Here is a 19,842-nt window from a genome sequence, read left to right on the forward strand (position 1 = left end):
ACTTTCTTATTCACACAGGCAGTCCGCTGTAACCTGACCGGAAGTGCCGGCGGCCGTCTGACAGCGAGTGCCAATGTTCTGGCCTAGTTCCTGGCAATCGAAGGCCAGGCATTCACAGTTGGAACTCACGGCACCGGAAAGGGAATCCGCACCGACGGTACACAGGTCCCGGAAGTTCAGGTTAAGATCGGGGCAATCCACGGTGGTATCGACTTCTACACAACGGCATTCATTAGTAACGACGCCGGCGGCTCCGGTGCTGGTGCGGCAACCGTCCCCGATGTTCAAGAAAAGATCAGGGCACGTAAATCCAGGACCTACTTCGGCACAAAGACAATCGGCATTGATGAGGCCGAACTGGCCGTTGCGGAGTAGGCAGGTGTCACCGCGGTTGGCCTGCTGCTGGGGGCAGTCGTAGGTCTCGTTGATGGCACAGTTACAGGTATTGTCGATGCGGCCGAAGGTGCCATTAGCGTCGCGGCAGACGTCACCGACGTTACGGTTGAGGTCGGGGCAATCGAAGGTGGTCGTGGTGCCATTCTCGCATTCGCAGTCTTGGTTGACGAAACCAAGGTCGCCATTGCGGAGGAAACAGGTATCCTGGAAATTCTGGAAGCGGTTGTTACAGTCAAAATCCGTCCGGACGACACACTGACAGTTGGCATTATAAATACCTTCCACGGCGATGCCACCGAGGTCACATTCCTGGCCGATGACGTCACAAGTACCGGTGCTGTCGGGGATGGCGACACAGTTACAGTCCGCATTGAGAATACCCACGACATTCGGGGCGACGCGGCACTGGCTACCGATGTTGCGCTGTAGATCGGGGCAGTCGAAAGTAGATACGTCAGCGGAACACTCACAATTTTGCGTAATGAAACCCACATCTCCATTGGAGCCTACACAGGAATCCTGGAAATTGGCCATCAGATCGGGGCAGTCCATCGAATCCCGTACGAGTTCGGTACAGGCGCAGAGGGAGTCCACCATGCCGCGGGTACCGTCGACGGTGACACAGAAGTCGCCCACGTTAGCCTGGATGAGGGGGCAGGTGAAGACAGCGCTGTCTCCGATACACTCGCAATTCGGGTTGACTAACCCGAAGACGCCATCTGCAAGTTGGCAGGAATCCTGAAAATTGAGGGCGAGGGTGGGGCAGTCAACCACGGGAAGAACCTCAAATTCTTCGTTTTCGAAGATGCCACAGGAGGTGAGGAGGGCTAGCAGCGTAATCAGGCAGCAGGTGGCGAGAAAGGAGAGTTGTTTCAACATTTTTAGGCGATTTATTTCCGGACCGAAGGTGGTCTACAATCTCTTATAGTGGCCTGCCTCCGCGAGTGTGACAGCCGGGGCTAAAAAACTTTAAATTATTTTGCCGACCTAATCAAGACGCCATGCAGTTAGGGTACGTAACGGCCATCATTCCGGAATATTCGTTGGAGGAACATTTCGCCCTCGCCGCCGAGATTGGCTACGAATGCGTAGAGGTCATGTGCTGGCCGCCCGGCAAGGCCGAACGCCGTTACGCCGGTGTCACCCACCTGGATGTGGCTGCGCTGGATGAAGCCGGCGTTGCGCACGTGCGGGAATTACAACAACATTATGGTGTCCGCATCAGTGCCTTGGGCTATTATCCCAACCCGCTGGTGGCAGACCGGGAAGAGGGCCAAGTGTACATCGACCATCTGTATCAACTATTGGACGCGGCGAGCCTCCTCGGCGTCGGCTCCGTCACCACCTTCGTGGGCCGCGACCCGCTCCGGACGATCGACGAGCAGTGGGATCGCTTTTTAGAAGTTTGGCAGCCCCTCGTGGCCCACGCCGAGAAACGCGGCGTACGCATTGGCGTCGAAAATTGCCCCATGCGCTTCACCAAAGACGAGTGGCCGGGCGGTAAAAACCTGGCCGTCAGCCCCGCCGTCTGGGAACGGATGTGGCGGGATATCCCCAGCGCCAACTGGGGCCTGAACTACGACCCCAGCCACCTGGTGCTGCAGCACATGGACTACACCCTCCCGTTCCGAATGTACCCCGATCGGATGGTCCACGTCCACGCCAAGGACGCCCGCATCGACGTGGAAGCGCGCGACCACCACGGTGTTTTCAGCCACCCCAACCTGTGGCACACGCCCAAAATCCCCGGTTTGGGAGACGTAGACTGGGGCCAATTCATCGGCCACCTCCGCGAAACTGGCTACGACGGCGCCGTCTGCGTAGAAGTAGAAGACCGCACCTTCGAGGGCAGTCTGGAAAAGCGAATCGCTTCCCTACGCCAGAGCTACAACTACCTGCGGCCATTTATTAGCTAGCCGCGCAACCATTTTCTCCGTTACTGACATTTTGGGACGCCACCATCCGGCGGGCGCTTCTCGTGGGCGCTGCCGCGGGTGCGCAGGAAGATGGATTCGGACTGGGCTGACTGCTTCAGTACTGACACGTATAGATAAGGTGAAGCGCTAAACGAAAGACTTACCTCCAAAGTGACCGTTTGGCGGTCATTTCATTCCGTTGGTGCCCATTTTCTGCCGTTCGTCGACTTCTCATCCCAACTGCTCGATGAAATGAGTAAGGCGGACTGTGGTGCCCGCATATTTGAATCATCAACAACGGAAAAGTTGATCAGCGAATTAAAATATGCAACGCTTTCGATCTTCTTCCGTCTCTTCTAACCATACACACAGAAACAACATCATGACCCGCCTCTTCTCCCTCATCGTCTTATTGCTGATTAGCTGCACGGCCTTCGCCGGTGCTCCTAACAAGGGGCCGAAGGGAGGAAATAGCCTCTTTGAACGGTGGGCCGGTCAAGAAACCCTTTCCGTGGAGCTGCACATTAACCTGGACAGCCTGGAAGTATACCGCCGCAAAACGGAGTCCCTCCCCGCCACGCTCGTAACGGATGGCCAAGAGCTGGAACTGGACGTTGCCGTTCGTGGCCGCTTCCGCCGCCGCGCCTGTGCAATGCCGCCCCTGAAACTGCAGTTCGCCAAGGATGGCCTGCGGGCACTGGGCTTAAACACCCATAACGACTTCAAATTGGTGACCCACTGTACGGACGACGAAGCTGGCCGCGATGCCATCCTCCGGGAGCAACTGGCTTACGAACTGTACAACACCATCAACCCCAAAGCCAGCTTCCGCACTCGCCTGCTGGAAGTTACCTACGTTAATACCGTGGACGGCTCCAAGACCACGAACGCAGCCATCATCATCGAAGATTTTGATGAACTGAAGGACCGCCTCAACATGAGCAACTGTAAGGATTGCTACAACGTGAAAGCCGATAGCGTTGCCAACGCTGAAATGGTCACCCTCTTCCAGTACATGATCGGTAACGCTGACTTCTGCCACCGGATGCTACGCAACACCAAGATGCTCAAAGCGGAGAACGGACAGTACACCGCCGTCCCCTACGACTTCGACTTCAGCGGCTTCGTAAACGCCAACTACGCTACGCCGGACCCTACCCACGGGCAAATCCGCATCACTGACCGCGTACTACTCTGGAGCTTCGATGACAGTGGTGATTTCGATGCCGCCGTAGAACGTTTTCAGGGCCTGGAAACCACGTTCCTAACCCAAATCGATGAGTTCGACGGTCTCAAGAATGGCAGCAAGCGCGAACTGCGGAAGTTCATCAAAGACTTCTACAAAGACCTGCAGACGGATGCCTTCCGGACGGCCGGAGAGTAAACACCTGAAACCCTAGACAACGAAGCCCCGGACCATTCATTTGGTCCGGGGCTTTCATTATATGTTGGAATGATTTACTGCCGATTGGCGGCCCGCGCGCGGCGGTCCCGGCCGGCCTTAAGCTCCTGGCGGCTCAGGACGTAACCCACGGTAAATTCGTGGCTACCACTACTGTATTGCTCCAAACCTCCGAAGCCGAGGTCGAAGGAATAGAAGAACCGAAACCCTTTCTGCTGGGTACCGAGCAGGAGACCCATGGCACCAAGGTAGCGGTAGGATAGGCCGGCTAGGAACTGGTCATCCACGAACCCGGCCTGAAGGTTAACGTCCAGCATAAAGGGGGCATCCTGAATGTTGCGCATCATGATGCTCGGGGTAAGACTCACCTTGCTATTCTCCAGATTCAGCCGGTGGCCGAGGAGGAAGGTGTAGTTGAGCCCTTCGTTGATGGAGCGGCCCGAGATGTCCTGCAGCCGATTAGCCACGAGATTGTTGATCGTGATGCCGCCGAAAGTATTCTCGAGGTAAGTACCGTAAAAGCCGATGCCCGCATCGAAACGGTTCTCGCCGTCCACCAGTTGCTGAAGCCGTTCGTCGGTCAGTTGGTTTTGCACGTTGTTCAAAACATCGCCGTCGAGGCTGAGGCGTTGGAATTCCGTAAAGAAGCCAAAGCCACCCTGAAAGACGGGCTTACCAGCGGAAGTGTTACCGAACTTTACCCGGAAGGAGACGTCGATTTGCCCCTTGGTCCGCTGTAATTGAGCAGCGCTTTCGGAAAGGACGGTGAATCCTAATCCAAAGCTTTCGCCGATCGGTCCGTTAGCCCGCAAGCCGAAGGTCGTTGGCGCATCATTAAATCCCGCCCAGGCGGCCCGAGTGTTGAGCATGACGCGGTATTCATCCGCAAACCCCACCGCAGCCGGGTTAAGGATGACCGGGCTCTGTACGTAGTGGTTGAATACCGCAGGGTCCTGTGCCTGCAGGGCGGAAGCACTGATGAGCAGGACCGTCAAAGAAAGTAGCCATTGTTTCATAAGGGAGCGTACTTTGAAGCTAAAGGAAGACCACGGGAAGGAAAGCCCTACCGCAGTGAGGAGAGGGGGCGTTTGGATCTAGTCTCGGATAATGGTGAAGGATCCGCGTTGCTGTTCCCGTTCTCCGGTTGGGTTGGTGTAATCGAACACGTAGAAGTAGGCCCCTTCGGAGAGTGGGGTACCGTCGTTCGTACGGCCGTCAAAGCAGTTGATGCCGCCGTTGTCACTGCAGTCGTAGTCGTCCACCTCGTAGACCAATTGGCCCCAGCGGTTGAAGATCTGAATGGAGTTGTTAGCCGCCGCGTCGTCTCCCGAACAGAAGATGACGAGCGTTTCGTTCTGGTCGTCACCGTTTGGCGTCAGGACCGTCCGCGCAGTCAAACAGGGGAAGCGGCGGTCTCGTACCGTAGCGATCATGGTGACCGATTGGCAACCGTTGGCGTCCGACACAATGACGGTGTAGTCACCTGGGCACAAGCCCCTGGCGATAGGGTCATTGCCCTGGTTAGGAAGTTCCGGCCAGGTGTAGACGAAGGATCCACTACCACCGAGCGTCAGTACCTCAATCGTACCGTTACACTCTTCCGTAGCGTCGGTTGCGTTGACGGTGAAGGCCAGGTCTTCTGGCGTTTCCAGCGTAAAGCTTTCTACGGAGGTACACTGGTTGGCGTCGGTTACGGTAAGGCTGTAGGTTCCGGCGTCCAGTCCGGAGATCCGAGTGCCACTATCACCCGTAGACCAGGCGAGGGTGTAGGGAGAAACCCCACCAGATGGGGCGGCTACGATACTGCCATCGTTGACGTCATCACAACTTACGTCGTTGATGGTCGCAGCACTAGTGACGGCAGTTGGAGCGGTCAGCGTAATGGTGGATGTGGATTCACAACCCCCATCGCCAGTGATTCTAACCGTGTAGACACCGGGGCCGGCACCCGTCAGGACGGGATCCGCACCAACAATCATATCACCGAGTAAATATTCGTAAGTAAAGGTGCCTTCGCCGGTGACGGTCGCGGTGATGATACCATCCGCACCGTCCACACAGGAGACGCCGAAGCCGTTGTAGTCGCTCGTCACTTCGGTGCTAACGGTGAAGGCGGCGTTGGCGGCCACGGAGTAGAGCCGCGTGACACTGGCGCCGGTAGCGTCCGTTGCAATCAGTTGGTAGTTGCCGGGCATCACGTCGGTAAGGTCCTCCGTATTTGCGATCTCGTCCGTTGAGCCGGAAGCCGTCCAACTGAAAGTGTAAGGCGATGCACCACCGGAGATAGTGACGTCAATACTACCGTCATTGGCATCCGGGCAGGAGGCGTTGTTGGAAGCAACCAGATCTTCCTGCAATTCACCGATGACGATATCACCGGTGGAGAAAGTACAACCATTCACGTCCGTAACGGTGGCGGAATAAGTATCCGCACAGAGTTCGGTAATGGTGGAAGTAGAAGCGCCGTTGCTCCACACGATGGTGTAGTCACCGGTTCCTCCCGTCAGGTTGAGGGTGATTGATCCGGAGCAACCGGTGTCTTCCGTATCGGATACGGCTACCGTATTACTGGTGATGGCATCCGGAGCCGTCACGGTAGCAGTGGCGGTAGTAGTCCGGCCCCCAGCACCCGTGATGTTAAAGGTGTAGTCACCTCCCGCGAGAGGAAGGTTGATGCTCCGTTCGGTAGCGGTAACGGTTTCTCCACCGGGGTTGATAACGATAGTAAACGGTGCCCGGCCACCCGTGAAAGAGAGGGTGACCACTCCATCCTGGCTATCATTACAGGCGGGTTGAGCAGCTACAGTACTGGTCGCTACTAAGTCTACGTTATCCATCTCGACGTTGAAGCACGTCCGCTCGGTACAGTTGGATTCGTCGGTAACGGTCAGGCAGTACTCGCCAAATTCGGACAACATCTCAATGTCCTCCGTATTGGCGGTGAAGCCGTTGGGGCCGACCCAGGCAAACTGGTAATCACCCCGGCCACCTTCTACGACTACGTTAATACTACGTGGGTCGTCTCCGGAGCCCTCGATGGTACCGGCGATCTCAATAGCGTCCGGCTCTTCGATCTGGATCTGACGGCGCTGACGGCGACAACCGTTTCCATCGCTAATGGTCACGGCGTAAAAGCCAGCGGCCAGGTTCGTCTGTTCCAGTACGCCGTCATTCAGGGCGTCGGACCAGTCGATGAGGAAGGGGGCGCTTCCGCCAATAGTTGATAACTCGATGCGTCCATTATTCTCTCCGTTACAAACGACCGGGTCGATGGCGTCGATACCGATGTTGAAGGGCGGGGGAGAGGTGAGGGTGAACGTCCGAGTATCGGAGTCACCAGCCGCGTTCGTGATCGTGACACTATAGGTCCCGGCACTTAGGTTGTTGGCGATGGGGCCAGTCGCGTCGGTGCCAGTCCAAGCGTAGGTCAAATCCCCGGCGCCGGATACGGAGAGTACGATCGAGCCATTCTCCAGATCCGAACAGGTTGGATTGTTTTCGTCGGCGTCCACGATGACGGGCGCATCGCTACCGTTGATCTCACCGTTGACAAAGGTGCCGGTTACAATGCCGTCAATCTTCTCAAATTCGGTTGGGATGGGTTCGTCCTCAAAAGAGATAACGGCTACGTCTTCGGTGATGACCTCAAAACACAAGCCGAATAGTACGGTGCCGTCCGCCAGCGGATTCTCCCCAGCGCCCGTTGGGTCACTCCAGATGATACGGATGACACCCGGGTTGTTAGCATTAAGCAATAGGCCACCGGGAAGGGGAAAGGTCACATCATTATCCCGACCGGTAAAGGTGACCAGGGCCGGATCGTAGGCGATCGTCATTTGAAATGACTTAAGGCTGTCGACGTCGTATCCCGTTACGGGGAGACAGATCGATTCTCCAGCACTGGCAGTTCCGGAACCAATGATGACAGTGAGCCCGTCCGTCGCTGGCGCGTTGGGGTTGATCCGACCGCTGACGGGTACGATCTGTACGTCCGCCCCGTCCGCATTGGTAGCGGAAGTGATGATTGGGCTGTTCCCAAAGGCGATCTCGGTACTGGACAAAGCATCCACCGTGAAGCAGAAAGAAGCAACGGTCGCGCCGTCCGCCAAAGTTTCGCCCCCGGCGGTGGGGGAGGCCCACTGCAGGGTGATGATGCCTGGACTGGGGTTCTGAATGTTGGTCGCCCCGAGACCCGCAAGCCCGAAGTTGTTGGCTTCGGTGAAAGTGATCACGTCCGCATCGTAGGTCAGCGTAAAATTGAGGTCGGTCAGGTTGTCAAAGTCAGTAGCAGTAAGGTCGAGACAGACCGTTTCACCAACCGCGCCATCCTCCGTGCTGAGTTGCAGAATTGCGTTGCCGGGAGGTGGCGTATCATCACAAGCCAATCCACCATTGATGGTGCCGGGCGTAAAATCAATGGGATTGATATCGTTGCCATTTGCGTCCACCGCATCCAGGGGGAAGGCGGGGCGGCTTACGGCGACGATTGAGGTATTACACTGCTCGAGCACCTCGTAGCAGACTTCAAAAAGAGCCGTACCATTCGCTACCGATACGCCGCTACCATTGCCGGGCCAGGTGATGCGGACACTACCAGCCGCGTTGTTGCTAGCGGTTACGTTGGCGAAGGGGCCGGTACTGTTTATCCGGGCAAAAGAAAGCCGGTCCGCATTGTGGACAAGCGGCAGCCGGAAGCTGGCAACGTTAGCGAAGTTGGTAGCCAGTACGTCAACGCATACGGTCGACCCGATGGGCCCGAAGGCGTCTCCCACCCGGAAACCAAGATCGCCTACCGCAGCACAAGGCTCACAGGAGCCACCACAATCGATGCCAGTTTCATCGCCGTTCTGGATACCGTCATCACAGGTAGGCATGGTAACGGTACAACCGTTGATGAAGCCTCCGTTGCCGATTACGGCAAGACTTTGGTTATTATTATCGCTGGCGAACAATTCGTCGAGGGTAAGGTTGGTCCGCTCGGCTGTGTTGTTCGTAAAGCAGATGGTGCCGAGGTTATCGCCATTAGATAAGTCCTGGCCGGCTTGCGTGAATTGAAAGAACTGGACGCGGACGACGCCCATTCCCTGATCAATCGCGATCAGGTCGTCAGATAAGGAGGGGTTGCTGGTAATACGTGTGAAGGTGAGGTTGGCTTCGGGGAAGATCACGTCGAAGTTCAGGCCCGTAACGTCAGTAAAGTTTCCTACGGTGATATCCAGACAGATCTCCTCGCCCACGCCAATCTCGCAGGCGGTGCCGAGGCAGATACTGAGGTCATCCGTATCCATGCCACAATCGCGGTTGGGGCCGGTCGTACAGGGTTGGCAGGAGCCACCGCAGTCAATGCCGGTTTCGTCGCCGTTTTGGATGCCGTCGTCGCAGGTGGGTGTAACGTCGCCACAGTTGACGTTGATGGCGCCGGGGGAGCTCGTGACGTCGAGCTGATTACCCAACTCGTCGAAAGCACGGAGGCGCACGTCCGTATCAAAAAAGGTCAGTGGGGTAGGCGCCGCATTAAGGACGTTGAAGCACAATTCAAAAGCCGGCTGGTCGGCGGGGAAGGATACTCCTACCCCGGATAGATCGTTCCAGGTAAAGCTGAAGAGGTCGTCGCCAGGGATGCCAGTAATGACACCGGTTTCCAGCTCTGAGTTTGCCGCCGTGAAGCGGTTGAAGGCAATGTTGTCGTCATCAACGGACAGGTAGAACTGAAAGCCACCGAGTCCGTCGAAGTTGCCAACGAAGATGGGAACGCAAGCCTCCGTACCGGCGTCGGCACAGACGCTGCCGAGGCAGATTTGTACGTCGTCAGTATCGGCTCCGCAGGCGGTCATGGTTCCGCCGCAGGGGGCACAGTCGGGGCCACCGCAGTCTACGCCGGTTTCGCTGCCGTTCTGGATGCCATCGGAACAAGTTGCTGAGGTTCCGACACCGGAATTAACCTCGCCGGCTTCCACTACGAAATCAGCGATGTCCATGTTCTGATCGTTCGTAAACTCGATCGGGATGGGGTTGCCAGTGATGGCAACGGAGGTGGGTTCGTCGCTGAGAATAGTGAAGCAGAGGTCGCCAAAGTCGAAGGGCCCGGGATCGCTGGTAAAGCCGGTTACACTAAATAAAAGCCACGTTACTCTGACTAGTCCAGGATTACTAGTGCTAGGGATGATTGATACGGCATTATCAGCGATACTAGCTTCGTAAGAAGACAGCATCAGTACCGATGGGTCGTATTCAAGATTAAACTGCATACCCTTCACGGCGACAAAATTTTCGCCGATGAAGTCCATACAAACCGTTTCTCCGACTTGTCCTTCGACGTCCGTCAGGGACACGCTGAGGTCTTGTGCCTGCAGGGCGGGGGCAAGCATGGCTAGCAACCCGCTGAGGAGCAAGGTGTAGAATAGTTTCATCAGTTGTTAGTTAGTGAGATTACTTCAGTAAAGTTGCCAGGGCGAGAAAGGTCCACGGGCTTCTACCGCAGCACTTTGCGGACGAATCTTTCTCTTTCGGTTGTCAGTTGGATAACGTAAGTTCCGAACCTTGGGAATTGGGCAAAGCTAAGGGGGATATCCAGTACGCCAGGTTGAACTTCTATAGTCGACTTAGTAATGACTCGGCCCTGACTATCAATAATCTCCAATTCCCCCCGGGTAGCGTAATTGAGGTCTACACGTAAAATGGAATTTTGTGTAAGGGGATTAGGGCTGACGGTAAAGCGATCATCCTGCATACCTGTTTCATCAGTGCTTGTGGTACAGGAAACGCACGGCCCCCCACAGTCAATTCCTGTTTCCTCACCGTTCATGATGCCATCATTGCAGGTAGGCGCAACAGGGTTGCAATTCTGATTAATACTGCCCGGTGAACTCCCAGCTTCCACTACGACTCCTAAAATGTCGAAAGCCCGTAGGGTAACGTCCGGTTCAAAAAAGGTAATGGGTGTAGCTGCCGTATCCAGCACGTTAAAGCAGAACTCAAAAGCAGCTTCATTGGGTGGAAACGTTAGCCCGGTAAGGTCGGGATCGTTCCAGGATGCACTTACTAGTCCGGGGCCAGGGCTTAGTACGGTACTACCCGCCTCAAGCCGAGCATTAGCGGCGGTGAAGCGGGTATAGGCAAGCCGTGTTGAGTCGAAAGCCAATCGAAATTGGATGCCAGCGAGAGCGTCGAACTGCCCGATAAAGGTTGGTACGCAGACCTCTACGCCAGCGTCGGAACACACGTCACCAATACACACCTGAACCTGATCCGTATTGGCACCACATAGCGTATCAACCGTTCCCTGAGCGTATCCAGAGAAGGTCAACAGCGTAGCGAGTACACAAAGCAATGTCGTGATTTGAACTTTCATCGGTGGTGTTTGAGATGTAGAAGGTATGCGAATTGCGCCGAATCGAACTCCTTCGGCTATTGGCAGGTAGGTTAGCGGACAATCTTTCGCACCAGCTGTTCTCTATCCGTAGTCAGTCTTAGAAGGTAGGTGCCCGCGGTGATCATGCTCTCTACTTGAAGCGGGATGCGATTGTCACCAACGCTGAGCTGTACGGACTCCTTTCGGCACAATTTTCCACTCATGTCAATAATCTCGAGGTTTGCTCTGGAAGCGTAAGACAGTTCTATTTCAAGTACTGATTCACTAGTGATGGGGTTGGGGCTCACCGTTAGTCGTTGATCTAGCCCGAGGTTTTGCAGACTAGTGCTTTGCTCAAGGGTAATTGTACCGGAAAGTTTTGTAGTGTTTGCTTGGGATTGGTCCAAGAGGCCAAATAGAGTAGGTAATGGCTGATCGATTATGCCGATAGTAGTGGTAGCATTCGAGTTGACCAGACTGGTAAATACAGCAGAGAAGATTACCACGGTATCTCTTGAAGTTAAATTTTGCAGCCCAAAATCTATAATCTGAAATCCAACTCTTCCGCTATCTACCTGGGTGCGATTAAAAACGGGATTCAAGTGGTCCTGAATCTCCTCGTCAACGTTGTCAATACCTTGAAACTCTAGCAGAAGCGTGTCCCACCCCAGAGAAAACTCACCCGAAACCATACTGTCTAACCCAATGGTAACGATGTCCACCTTGATCGTGTCATTAGCAGAGAACGTCCCATCCTGTGCAAATATGGTCACATCTTGCGCAGAAACTTGAGTCACGCAGGATAAAAGGAGGAGGGTGGTTGCGAGGTAGGTAGAGAGAGGTTGCAGTGTCATAATGTCGTTGTTTTTGGGATGCCTCAAGGATTTTGGGTTGCCTTGAGCTGGTGCAATACTTGCGCTAAGGTAAGAATTTGTGTCTGCTTATCAGTTTGTGCTGCCACGACTACACTGCTATACATGATGTTGTGTATTCCTCTCCCCCGGCCCCTCTACAAAGGACAGGGGAGACGTGATAGACGTTTCATGTATAGCAGGGTATTGCCGCGACGCTAGATAATAGAAGGTGAATGGTATGGACCTGCCTGCGAGTTAAACCTTCAATTCTCTCATTTTGCCGATGTAGAACAAGAATGTCCAGCTAGTTTACGAAGTTACTGCGGCTCAACTCTCCTCGAAAAATTGGATAAACGGGGTCACCTCCGAGTGGGCATGGAGATCGACTTTAGTGAGAGAATTTCGTGAATGGGTATTGAATAGTCTGCCCCGGTTAGGGAGGGAGGGGACATTAGGTAACTTTCAAAGCTTTTTGGCTCAGGCCCCTTGACCAAGAATTGAACAGATTGAGCATTGCACCTCGGTCGTGACATTTAGCAAGATGGCTATTTTAGGTTGAAAAGAGAGAGAGATTGTGCGAAAGGGGAGTGTTTTCGTGTGAAGGAGTAGTAAGGCTAATCCTTTCGGATGAGCACATACGTTGAATATTTAGGGGTGATTTTTAGAGGGCCACACATTTATATTAACGACGTTAGTTGTAGGTACACTTGATGTAGGTTGCCTAAGTTCTATATGTAAAAAATAAATATCTGTTTATATTGTGAACATGCACCTAGTCTGTTTAAACTTTAGTTTTATATTTGCAGTGCATTAGCGTAGAGCCCAGCTTTCACTGCTCTAATTTTTGAAAACCAACTAAGTTAAACACTCTAAAACTCTGGTATGTACAACTTGCCCATTGGCATGGCAACACTTCGTGCCTGCACTTTACTTTTGTTCCTCATTTTAATAGGAGCTGGTGGAAGTCTACTAGCTCAGTCTTCAATCATTTCAGATTTTCCTTACTCTAATGGGTTTGAAGAGGTGAATAATGATTGGATTCCATCACAAGATGGAATTTGGCGCAAGAATTCTGGAAGGACCAGTTCCAGAAATACAGGTCCGAACTCTGCCTTTGAAGGTGATATGTATTACTATACAGAGGCAACTAATCGTTTTAACCGAATATCGACTCTGAACGGACCTAAATTTGACTTAACAAATGCATTGACAGCAACGGTAACCTTCCATTACCATATGTACGGTTCCAGTATGGGATTGCTTGCTTTTGAAGTATATTATAACAAAGAATGGCGTTGTTGCATGAATCGGGCCTGATTCCCCTCATAAACGGCTAGTATAAATTTGGGCTGGAGCCCATATCTTTGGTTTACGACAACTAAATCAATAGATTTCCAGCCCATGTCAAAGATAAAGAAGGACGAGCGATTTGAAGTAAAAGATAAGCAGGATTACCGGGTAGTCAACTGGGCGGAGTACAACAAAGCCCTGGAAAATCGTGGTAACATCACGTTTATTATTGACGAGTCGGTCACCCAAAATTGGTATAGTGACTCGCCAGCCCAGAGAGGTGCTCAAGAAACTTATAGTGATACCTGTATCGAGGCCATTATGATGATCAAGACTATTTTTCGGTTACCCTATCGACAGTCTCGTGGTTTTACCGTGGGTCTGCTTCAACTCATGGACCTAGCGCACCTGAAAGTACCAAGTTTTACACAGGTTAACCGCCGTTTTCGCACTCTCAACATTAGTCCTTTTGCGATTCCAGCTAGCGGCCCGATCACGATTGCGATAGACTCGACGGGAGTCAAGGTTTACGGTGAAGGCGAGTGGAAATGCCGCAAGCACGGATGGAGCAAGCGTCGTACCTGGCGTAAACTTCATTTGGGTGTTGATCCTTGCACTGGCTTTATTCATTGCCATATCACGACGACTAACTCCGAGAGCGATGAATCTCAGGTAAATGATCTTCTCGATCAGGTCGAAGCCGAAATCGATGAGGTCTACCTTGATGGTGCTTATGATGCACAGAGTTGCTACGATGGTTTATTGGAGCGAGATATTTGGCCTGTCATTCCACCTCAGAGAGGCGCGGTGAAATGGTATTGGGAGGAACCGGGTGATGCCGATGACTATCCTCGCAATCAATTTATTAAACGCATAGAAGAAGTCGGAAGGGCAGAATGGAAAAAAGAAGCCGATTACCACCAACGAAGTTTATCTGAGACGGCGATGTACCGTTATAAAACCATCTTTGGTCCAACCCACTACTCTCGATCACTTGAAACTCAAACGCAGGAAAACAAAATTAAAATCAAAGCACTCAATCATATGACAGCCCATGGCATGCCGATTTCTCAACTAAAAAATGCTTAATTAAATATTTTATGAGCGCAAGCTTTGTCTTAAATCTTCATGCAACAACGCCACAAAGAATGGAAAAGAGTCTGGTCCCTGTCTGGAAACCAAGGAAATTCTTGGCAAAGTGCATCCGTAGATCTGTCCGCCTACGTTGGCCAATACCTTGATGTACGCTTTTATACCAAAGTTGGACCAAGCTTTCGCAGCGACGCTGCCATTGACGATTTTAATCTTGAGATTACAACGAACAACGGTTCAGAAGGTATCACGGGGGTTGTTACGTACCTACGCGATTGGAGATACGAAGCTTGTGCGCCCGCTACCGTAGGAGAACCAGTAGAGAATATTGCCGTAACTCTCCGGCAACTTGACGATAATTCAACTACTACCTCTATTACTAACAATGATGGTGAGTTTTTCTTCCCCAATATCAGAGAGGGAAGAATAGATTTGACGACAAACTGGGAAATTGCTAAGGGTTTTGGATATTTAGACGTGCTTGATATGGTGGCCATAAGAAGGCATGTTTTAGAATTTGATAACTTTAAATGTCCTGTAAGTAGAATCGCGGCGGATACAAATTTTGACGGGGTCATAGACTCTTTTGACATAAACTATTTAAGTCAGGTAATTTTGGGTAACGATCACATTCCACCTTCAAGAAAGGTAAGACTAGTCCCTGCACTATCCACCAATCCTACTACAACACATCCAGACCCAACTTTCGTAGCTAACTTTTGGAGCCAAGGCTATCCGGCTGAAAGCGAGATTGGAAATGAGCCATATTATCCATTTTCAGCGAGGTTGTTAAATAATGGTAATCCTTACACTTACCTCGGTAGTACCCAGTCGAAGTGGATGGATCACGTCTACGACTGGAATCACTTTGACGATGAATGCAATACCAATATTTATAATTTCTGGTTACTATTTACCGGAGACGTGACCTTCGATGGAAATCCTGATTTCAGAGTGCCAAACGGAGGGGTTAAGCAAGTTTCTAAAAATTCTCAACCGCAGCCAAATTATCAGCTTAAGAGTCTGGAAATGACAGTTGCTATGGGCGATGCAAAATCCAAGCGACGCGGAAAGCCAGGCTACAAGCTGAAAGTGAGTATGCAGTCGGAAAAGCCAATCATCGGTTATCAATTTGAGCTTAAATCGCGCAATGATATTTTTACCGTTGAAGAAGTTGTTCCGACGAAAAGTAAGCTTCGCCAAGACTTAAGCGAAAATTTCAACGGAATGATCGATGAACGGAATAATCAGTCCGTCCGAACGGTGTGGGTTGCTGATGGAGGGGATTCAGCATTACAGCAAGTAGATATTAGTAACTGGACTACCCTATTTGAAATGCCCATCAGCCCAGTATCTGATGATATTACCAAGGCTGAATTAATATCAGCTGTAAAGCTGAGCGATGCTTTTCAGTATCAGTTTGTCGGTGAAGAAGGCGTAATTAATAAAGACGTTTCGCTGCGCGTCGAGTTAATAGAATTTTAGAAGCCTGTTTAAAAGCATCAGTTTTGAGCATGCCCAGAAGGTATGCAGGAGATAACTATGTCTAATTTTCAAAAACTGCTATCGTGCATCCTAGAATTGCTTCAAGGCTGGTCGGGTATTGCCTTCTACTAATGCTGGTAGTTGGATGCGCTGTCGAAGGTAATGGTCAGGATAACCTTCCACTCAGCTCTATGGATAAAAAATCCATAGTTCGTAAGGTAGCGAACGGCCTACTCGACGAAGGCACGATCAATCTGGTGGTAGATGATGGTATTCTTACGGATAACGATTACCGCGATCTTATCGATCTATTACCACTTGATAGCACGGTAGCGATTCCTCCGGCACGATCTCCGAAGCGTTTAAAGGGATTCTTAGAAGGAAGACTATTCGCCAGAAGTCCTATTAGTGAGTCCGCCAATCATGTTGAACACGGAGCGGTGAGCCACTATGCTTCTTCACGTTTCCGTCTGGAAGGAGGGGCATTAGGCCTGCCCGCTTCCGTTGAAGCACATATCGTGGCTCCCAATGGAAAATTTAGTCGAAATCTTTCAAGTATCTCAGTACAATTTGATTATCAAGCTTTCCTTTCCGGCTGGCAGGAAAAGTATAAAGAAATACTACGCAAAAGAAAGGATATACCAGCTCTAGACGCCCCCAGTCTGCAACAATCGGAGGTCTTAATTAAAGAAGCACGGTACCAACTTATGCAGCGCATTGTTAATAGCCAAGTCTATAATGATAAATTGGTAAACGCCAATAAAAAGCTGCAGCGTATTCAGAATGATGTGACGGGCAATATTGATTCAATTAGAGAAGCAGGTGGTGCTTTGGTGACCTCCATGAGAGAAGAGCAAAACCAGCTACAAGCAATTGCCAACTCTTACCGGAATGAATGGGAAGCCAGAAAGAATTACTACGGGGATCAACTAACTGCGGCTACTACTGCGGTTAAAGATCAAAAGAATAAACTTGATCAAGTCACCAACCCTGAAAATGTTCAAGAGGCTATTCTTCGTAACCGATCCCTATCGTTCGGCACCCGGTTGCTTGCCGCTTCTAAAAAACTACAGTTCGGTAGATCTTCACTAAATGGAAATTGGTACGTGGCGGAATCATTGCCGATGAATGGCTTGGCTTACGGACTTGAAGTAGGTCCAGTCTCGTTAGAAGTCGCCTACGGTCGCAGAGCGCTAAATTCATTTATTTCACCTCTCGTCGGAAATCAAATTTTAAATACAGTCTCAAATAGAGATATAGTATTTCTAAAAGGAGGATACGAAATAAAAGATCGAACTCGGTTTGAGGTGACCTACCTTAGGAGCAAGCGAGTCGGAACGAGTACTGCTGATGCTTTTCAGCCGAGCCTAAATAACGTAGCCTCTGTTTCTCAAGAGACAAAAATTGGTAAGCTCATCAGCTTAAACGGCCAGGTTGCCGTCAGCGCTAATGACTGGACGGGTAATAATCAAATTGAAGTAGGTGGACCCGAAAACCTCGCTGGAGAAGTGGGCGGGAAGATTGCACTGTTTAAAGAGAACATAACTGTAGGTGCGGGCTTCTTCTACGTTGGCGACAACTACTTGACGGTGGGAAACCCATTTTTACAGACCAATCAAAAAGGGATAACGGTACAAGTAGACGGGAACCTCGGTAACAAATTAGCAATCAGTGCGGAATTGAGAAGTGGCACGAGTTTAAAGAAAACCAGGGCTCCCAAAACTGTACAGCGACAAATTATTGGTAGGGTAAATTACCGACCGATAAAATCCCTTTATCTGTCAGCGCAAGTTTCCCCAAACTTTGTCAATCAATACAGTACTACTGCTTTCGGTAAAACAGAGAATAAAAATTTCGTCTACGCCGGGCAGTACAATTATCGGACAGACTTCCGTGGTACGAGTTTAATTCTGAATGGTGGGGTGACCAACTTTACTAGTGAGTCTAATTTCAACGAAAATAATTGGCAAAGCCAGGGCTTTACCGTATATCAGCTGGCAACTGTAGTTTGGCCTTCTGCGGTGAGTCTTACCTATAACCTGACGCAAACGACATACAATACTCCAGGTACGACTGGTGCTGCATCCGAAACCGGCGCTCGTCAGGTATCATCAATCCACCGTCTGAGTACGGGCCTCTCCAAATCTAAAGTTCGGATATCAATTGGACTTGAGACGCTTACCGATCCTTTTTTCGCAGAGGGTAGGCTCTATGGCACAAGCAACACCTTAGGCATCAGCCTGACGCCTAAAATAAGCTGCGATGCCAATATGACCTATCAGCATTCGCTATCCGGTAGCAAAAGCAGCGATCGCTATATGGGAACATTAAGAATTATCAAGCGCCTTTAAATAATAACAACATCATGAATGCTAATTGGATAAGAACTTTCCTGTTGTTAATGCTCTGTATTGGTGCATTGCCCGTCGTGGGGCAGGTGAACATCTTGCCGCTCCGTCAGGGGATGCCATTATATACGGCGGACCAGCTTTTCGACGTACAGATTTTAAATACATCGAACCAATTAACTGAAGGCTTTATAGTGATATTAGTTCAAGACAGTAGGTCCGGTCAGATAGCAAACCTTCAATCTCGACTGGTGACTTTACAAGCAGGTGAGCGAATTACAGGGAAACTCATTGAATGGGAAAATTCGTTTGCATATAACTCCCTCTCCGACCAACTGAGCGCTGAAAGAATTGGCCTTTCCTTCGCTCAATTTAAGTATTGCTATCGTTTTGTGACCATCGATCAACAGAATATTTTAGGAGAGTACTGTTACGAAGATGCGCCAGTAAACCTAGCACCACCGAGATTATCTACCCCTCGAAATACTGAGGTCATACAAACGATAAATCCAGTTTTGACCTGGTTGCCCGTAGCGCCGGTTGACCCTACCAAAGTCAATTATTCACTAAGGCTAGTTGAAAAGGAGATATATCAGTCTTCAATTGAAGCATTAACTACAAATTTCCCATTATTAGATGTATATGGTCTGGGAAATACAGTACTTGTATACCCCGTTGGCGGAATCCCGTTAGAAAAGGATAAGGAGTATGCGTGGCAGGTGACAGCAAGCATCGGTGACATTCCAGTAGGAACAACTGAAGTGTGGACTTTCAAGATCGGCGAGGAAAGAGTGGCTGAAGATGTAGCGCCAGACGGATCGTTTCGACGCCTTAAATCAAGCCAGGACGGAATGCCGTATCAAGTCGAGTCGGAAATCCGATTTGCCTACGACAATTACCACGGAAGCGAAGTACTCAACTATCGGATTTACGAGGCCACTGATTTGACTGGCTCAATAGAAAAACTACCCAATCTAAAGTTGGTAAATGGGCTAAATCAACTAAGGATTAAGATTAAAAAGAGATTTGATCTTGATCCTAAAGAAGTATACATGCTAGAGGTTATAGAGCCCTCTGGAAAGCGATTGTACCTCAATTTCATCACTAAAGACATAGTGGAATGAAAGCGATAAGTAAACAAGGGTGGTTACTTATACTCTGTAGTCTGCTTGTGGGAGGAATTGCCTTTTTTCTCCTCCAAATGCGTCCGAGCAATCCTGTTGCAGAGTCTGTTGAAGTTGACGGAATACGGTACAGCGCAGCCATTGAATCAACTCAAGCCGTATTTGAGCGGAGATATTCGAATGATGAATTCGCCAAGCCTGAGAGAGATAGTCTGATAACTGCTCTGAATGATCACATTTTTATTACCTGTAGAATTTCTAGTATAAATAGTTCCCTTAAAGAATTAGTAATTAGTCGCAAGGCAGACTGGAGCCCGATACAGCATGCATTGAATTATGCATGTGGTGATTTGTTCAGTGCATCATTTAATGGCAATTCACTTCCCCCGCTTTTGTGTGCTTCGGAAACTTTGTTGTCAGGAGATGATGATTTCACCTTCAACTTAGTTTTTGCGCGCCCTCACGAATTCGGTAGTGAGGATAGGATTATTTCACTATCGTTTACAAACGATTTGTTGAACACTGATCCCGTTACCCTTTCCTTAGACGCTGCGCCAACAATTTACGAGCCTTAATCCTACAAC

13 protein-coding genes are annotated in these 19,842 nt (G+C 50.6%); 8 read left to right on the forward strand and 5 right to left on the reverse strand.

What is annotated here, in order from left to right:
• Positions 1 to 6 precede the first annotated feature (6 nt).
• Complete coding sequence (locus A3850_RS07030) at positions 7 to 1,275, reverse strand: hypothetical protein (protein ID WP_068215157.1); 1,269 nt, start codon at positions 1,273 to 1,275, stop codon at positions 7 to 9.
• Between the two features lie 122 nt (positions 1,276 to 1,397).
• On the opposite strand from A3850_RS07030, the gene A3850_RS07035 reads away from it, so the two are divergent.
• Positions 1,398 to 2,312, forward strand: coding sequence for a sugar phosphate isomerase/epimerase (locus tag A3850_RS07035; protein ID WP_068215158.1), 915 nt, complete (start codon positions 1,398 to 1,400; stop codon positions 2,310 to 2,312).
• Positions 2,313 to 2,694: 382 nt separating this feature from the next.
• Positions 2,695 to 3,696 (forward strand): hypothetical protein, encoded by a 1,002-nt coding sequence (locus tag A3850_RS07040; protein WP_068215159.1) that lies wholly within the window; start codon positions 2,695 to 2,697, stop codon positions 3,694 to 3,696.
• Between the two features lie 74 nt (positions 3,697 to 3,770).
• On the opposite strand, the gene A3850_RS07045 is transcribed toward A3850_RS07040, so the two are convergent.
• From A3850_RS07045 to A3850_RS07060, 4 genes are all read right to left on the reverse strand, one after another.
• Positions 3,771 to 4,730: a PorP/SprF family type IX secretion system membrane protein gene (locus A3850_RS07045; protein ID WP_068215160.1), complete on the reverse strand. Its 960-nt coding sequence runs from the start codon at positions 4,728 to 4,730 to the stop codon at positions 3,771 to 3,773.
• A 78-nt stretch (positions 4,731 to 4,808) separates the two neighbouring features.
• The gene (locus A3850_RS07050) at positions 4,809 to 10,124 is read right to left on the reverse strand and encodes a cohesin domain-containing protein (protein WP_068215161.1); all 5,316 of its coding nucleotides are present in this window, start codon (positions 10,122 to 10,124) and stop codon (positions 4,809 to 4,811) included.
• A 62-nt stretch (positions 10,125 to 10,186) separates the two neighbouring features.
• Entirely contained in the window at positions 10,187 to 11,065 is an 879-nt protein-coding gene (locus tag A3850_RS07055; RefSeq protein ID WP_068215162.1) for a T9SS type A sorting domain-containing protein, read from the reverse strand.
• 71 nt (positions 11,066 to 11,136) lie between these two features.
• Positions 11,137 to 11,919 (reverse strand): T9SS type A sorting domain-containing protein, encoded by a 783-nt coding sequence (locus tag A3850_RS07060; protein WP_068215163.1) that lies wholly within the window; start codon positions 11,917 to 11,919, stop codon positions 11,137 to 11,139.
• A 903-nt stretch (positions 11,920 to 12,822) separates the two neighbouring features.
• Between A3850_RS07060 and A3850_RS20155 the strand changes: the two genes are divergently transcribed.
• The 6 genes from A3850_RS20155 (at position 12,823) to A3850_RS07085 (ending at position 19,833) form a co-directional block, all read left to right on the forward strand.
• Positions 12,823 to 13,236 (forward strand): hypothetical protein, encoded by a 414-nt coding sequence (locus A3850_RS20155; RefSeq protein WP_197494004.1) that lies wholly within the window; start codon positions 12,823 to 12,825, stop codon positions 13,234 to 13,236.
• A gap of 84 nt (positions 13,237 to 13,320) precedes the next feature.
• On the forward strand, positions 13,321 to 14,298 hold the full coding sequence (locus tag A3850_RS07065; RefSeq protein WP_082921635.1) for an IS5 family transposase: 978 nt from the start codon (positions 13,321 to 13,323) through the stop codon (positions 14,296 to 14,298).
• 39 nt (positions 14,299 to 14,337) lie between these two features.
• Positions 14,338 to 15,786, forward strand: a complete 1,449-nt coding sequence (locus tag A3850_RS07070) for a hypothetical protein (protein WP_068215164.1) — start codon at positions 14,338 to 14,340, stop codon at positions 15,784 to 15,786.
• A 191-nt stretch (positions 15,787 to 15,977) separates the two neighbouring features.
• Positions 15,978 to 18,137: a hypothetical protein gene (locus A3850_RS07075; protein ID WP_157500954.1), complete on the forward strand. Its 2,160-nt coding sequence runs from the start codon at positions 15,978 to 15,980 to the stop codon at positions 18,135 to 18,137.
• A 14-nt stretch (positions 18,138 to 18,151) separates the two neighbouring features.
• On the forward strand, positions 18,152 to 19,258 hold the full coding sequence (locus A3850_RS07080; protein ID WP_157500956.1) for a hypothetical protein: 1,107 nt from the start codon (positions 18,152 to 18,154) through the stop codon (positions 19,256 to 19,258).
• Positions 19,255 to 19,833, forward strand: a complete 579-nt coding sequence (locus A3850_RS07085) for a hypothetical protein (protein WP_068215167.1) — start codon at positions 19,255 to 19,257, stop codon at positions 19,831 to 19,833. The genes A3850_RS07080 and A3850_RS07085 overlap by 4 nt, the downstream gene beginning before the upstream one ends.
• Positions 19,834 to 19,842 lie beyond the last annotated feature (9 nt).

This window comes from Lewinella sp. 4G2 (assembly GCF_001625015.1).
Taxonomy (GTDB): Bacteria; Bacteroidota; Bacteroidia; order Chitinophagales; family Saprospiraceae; genus Neolewinella.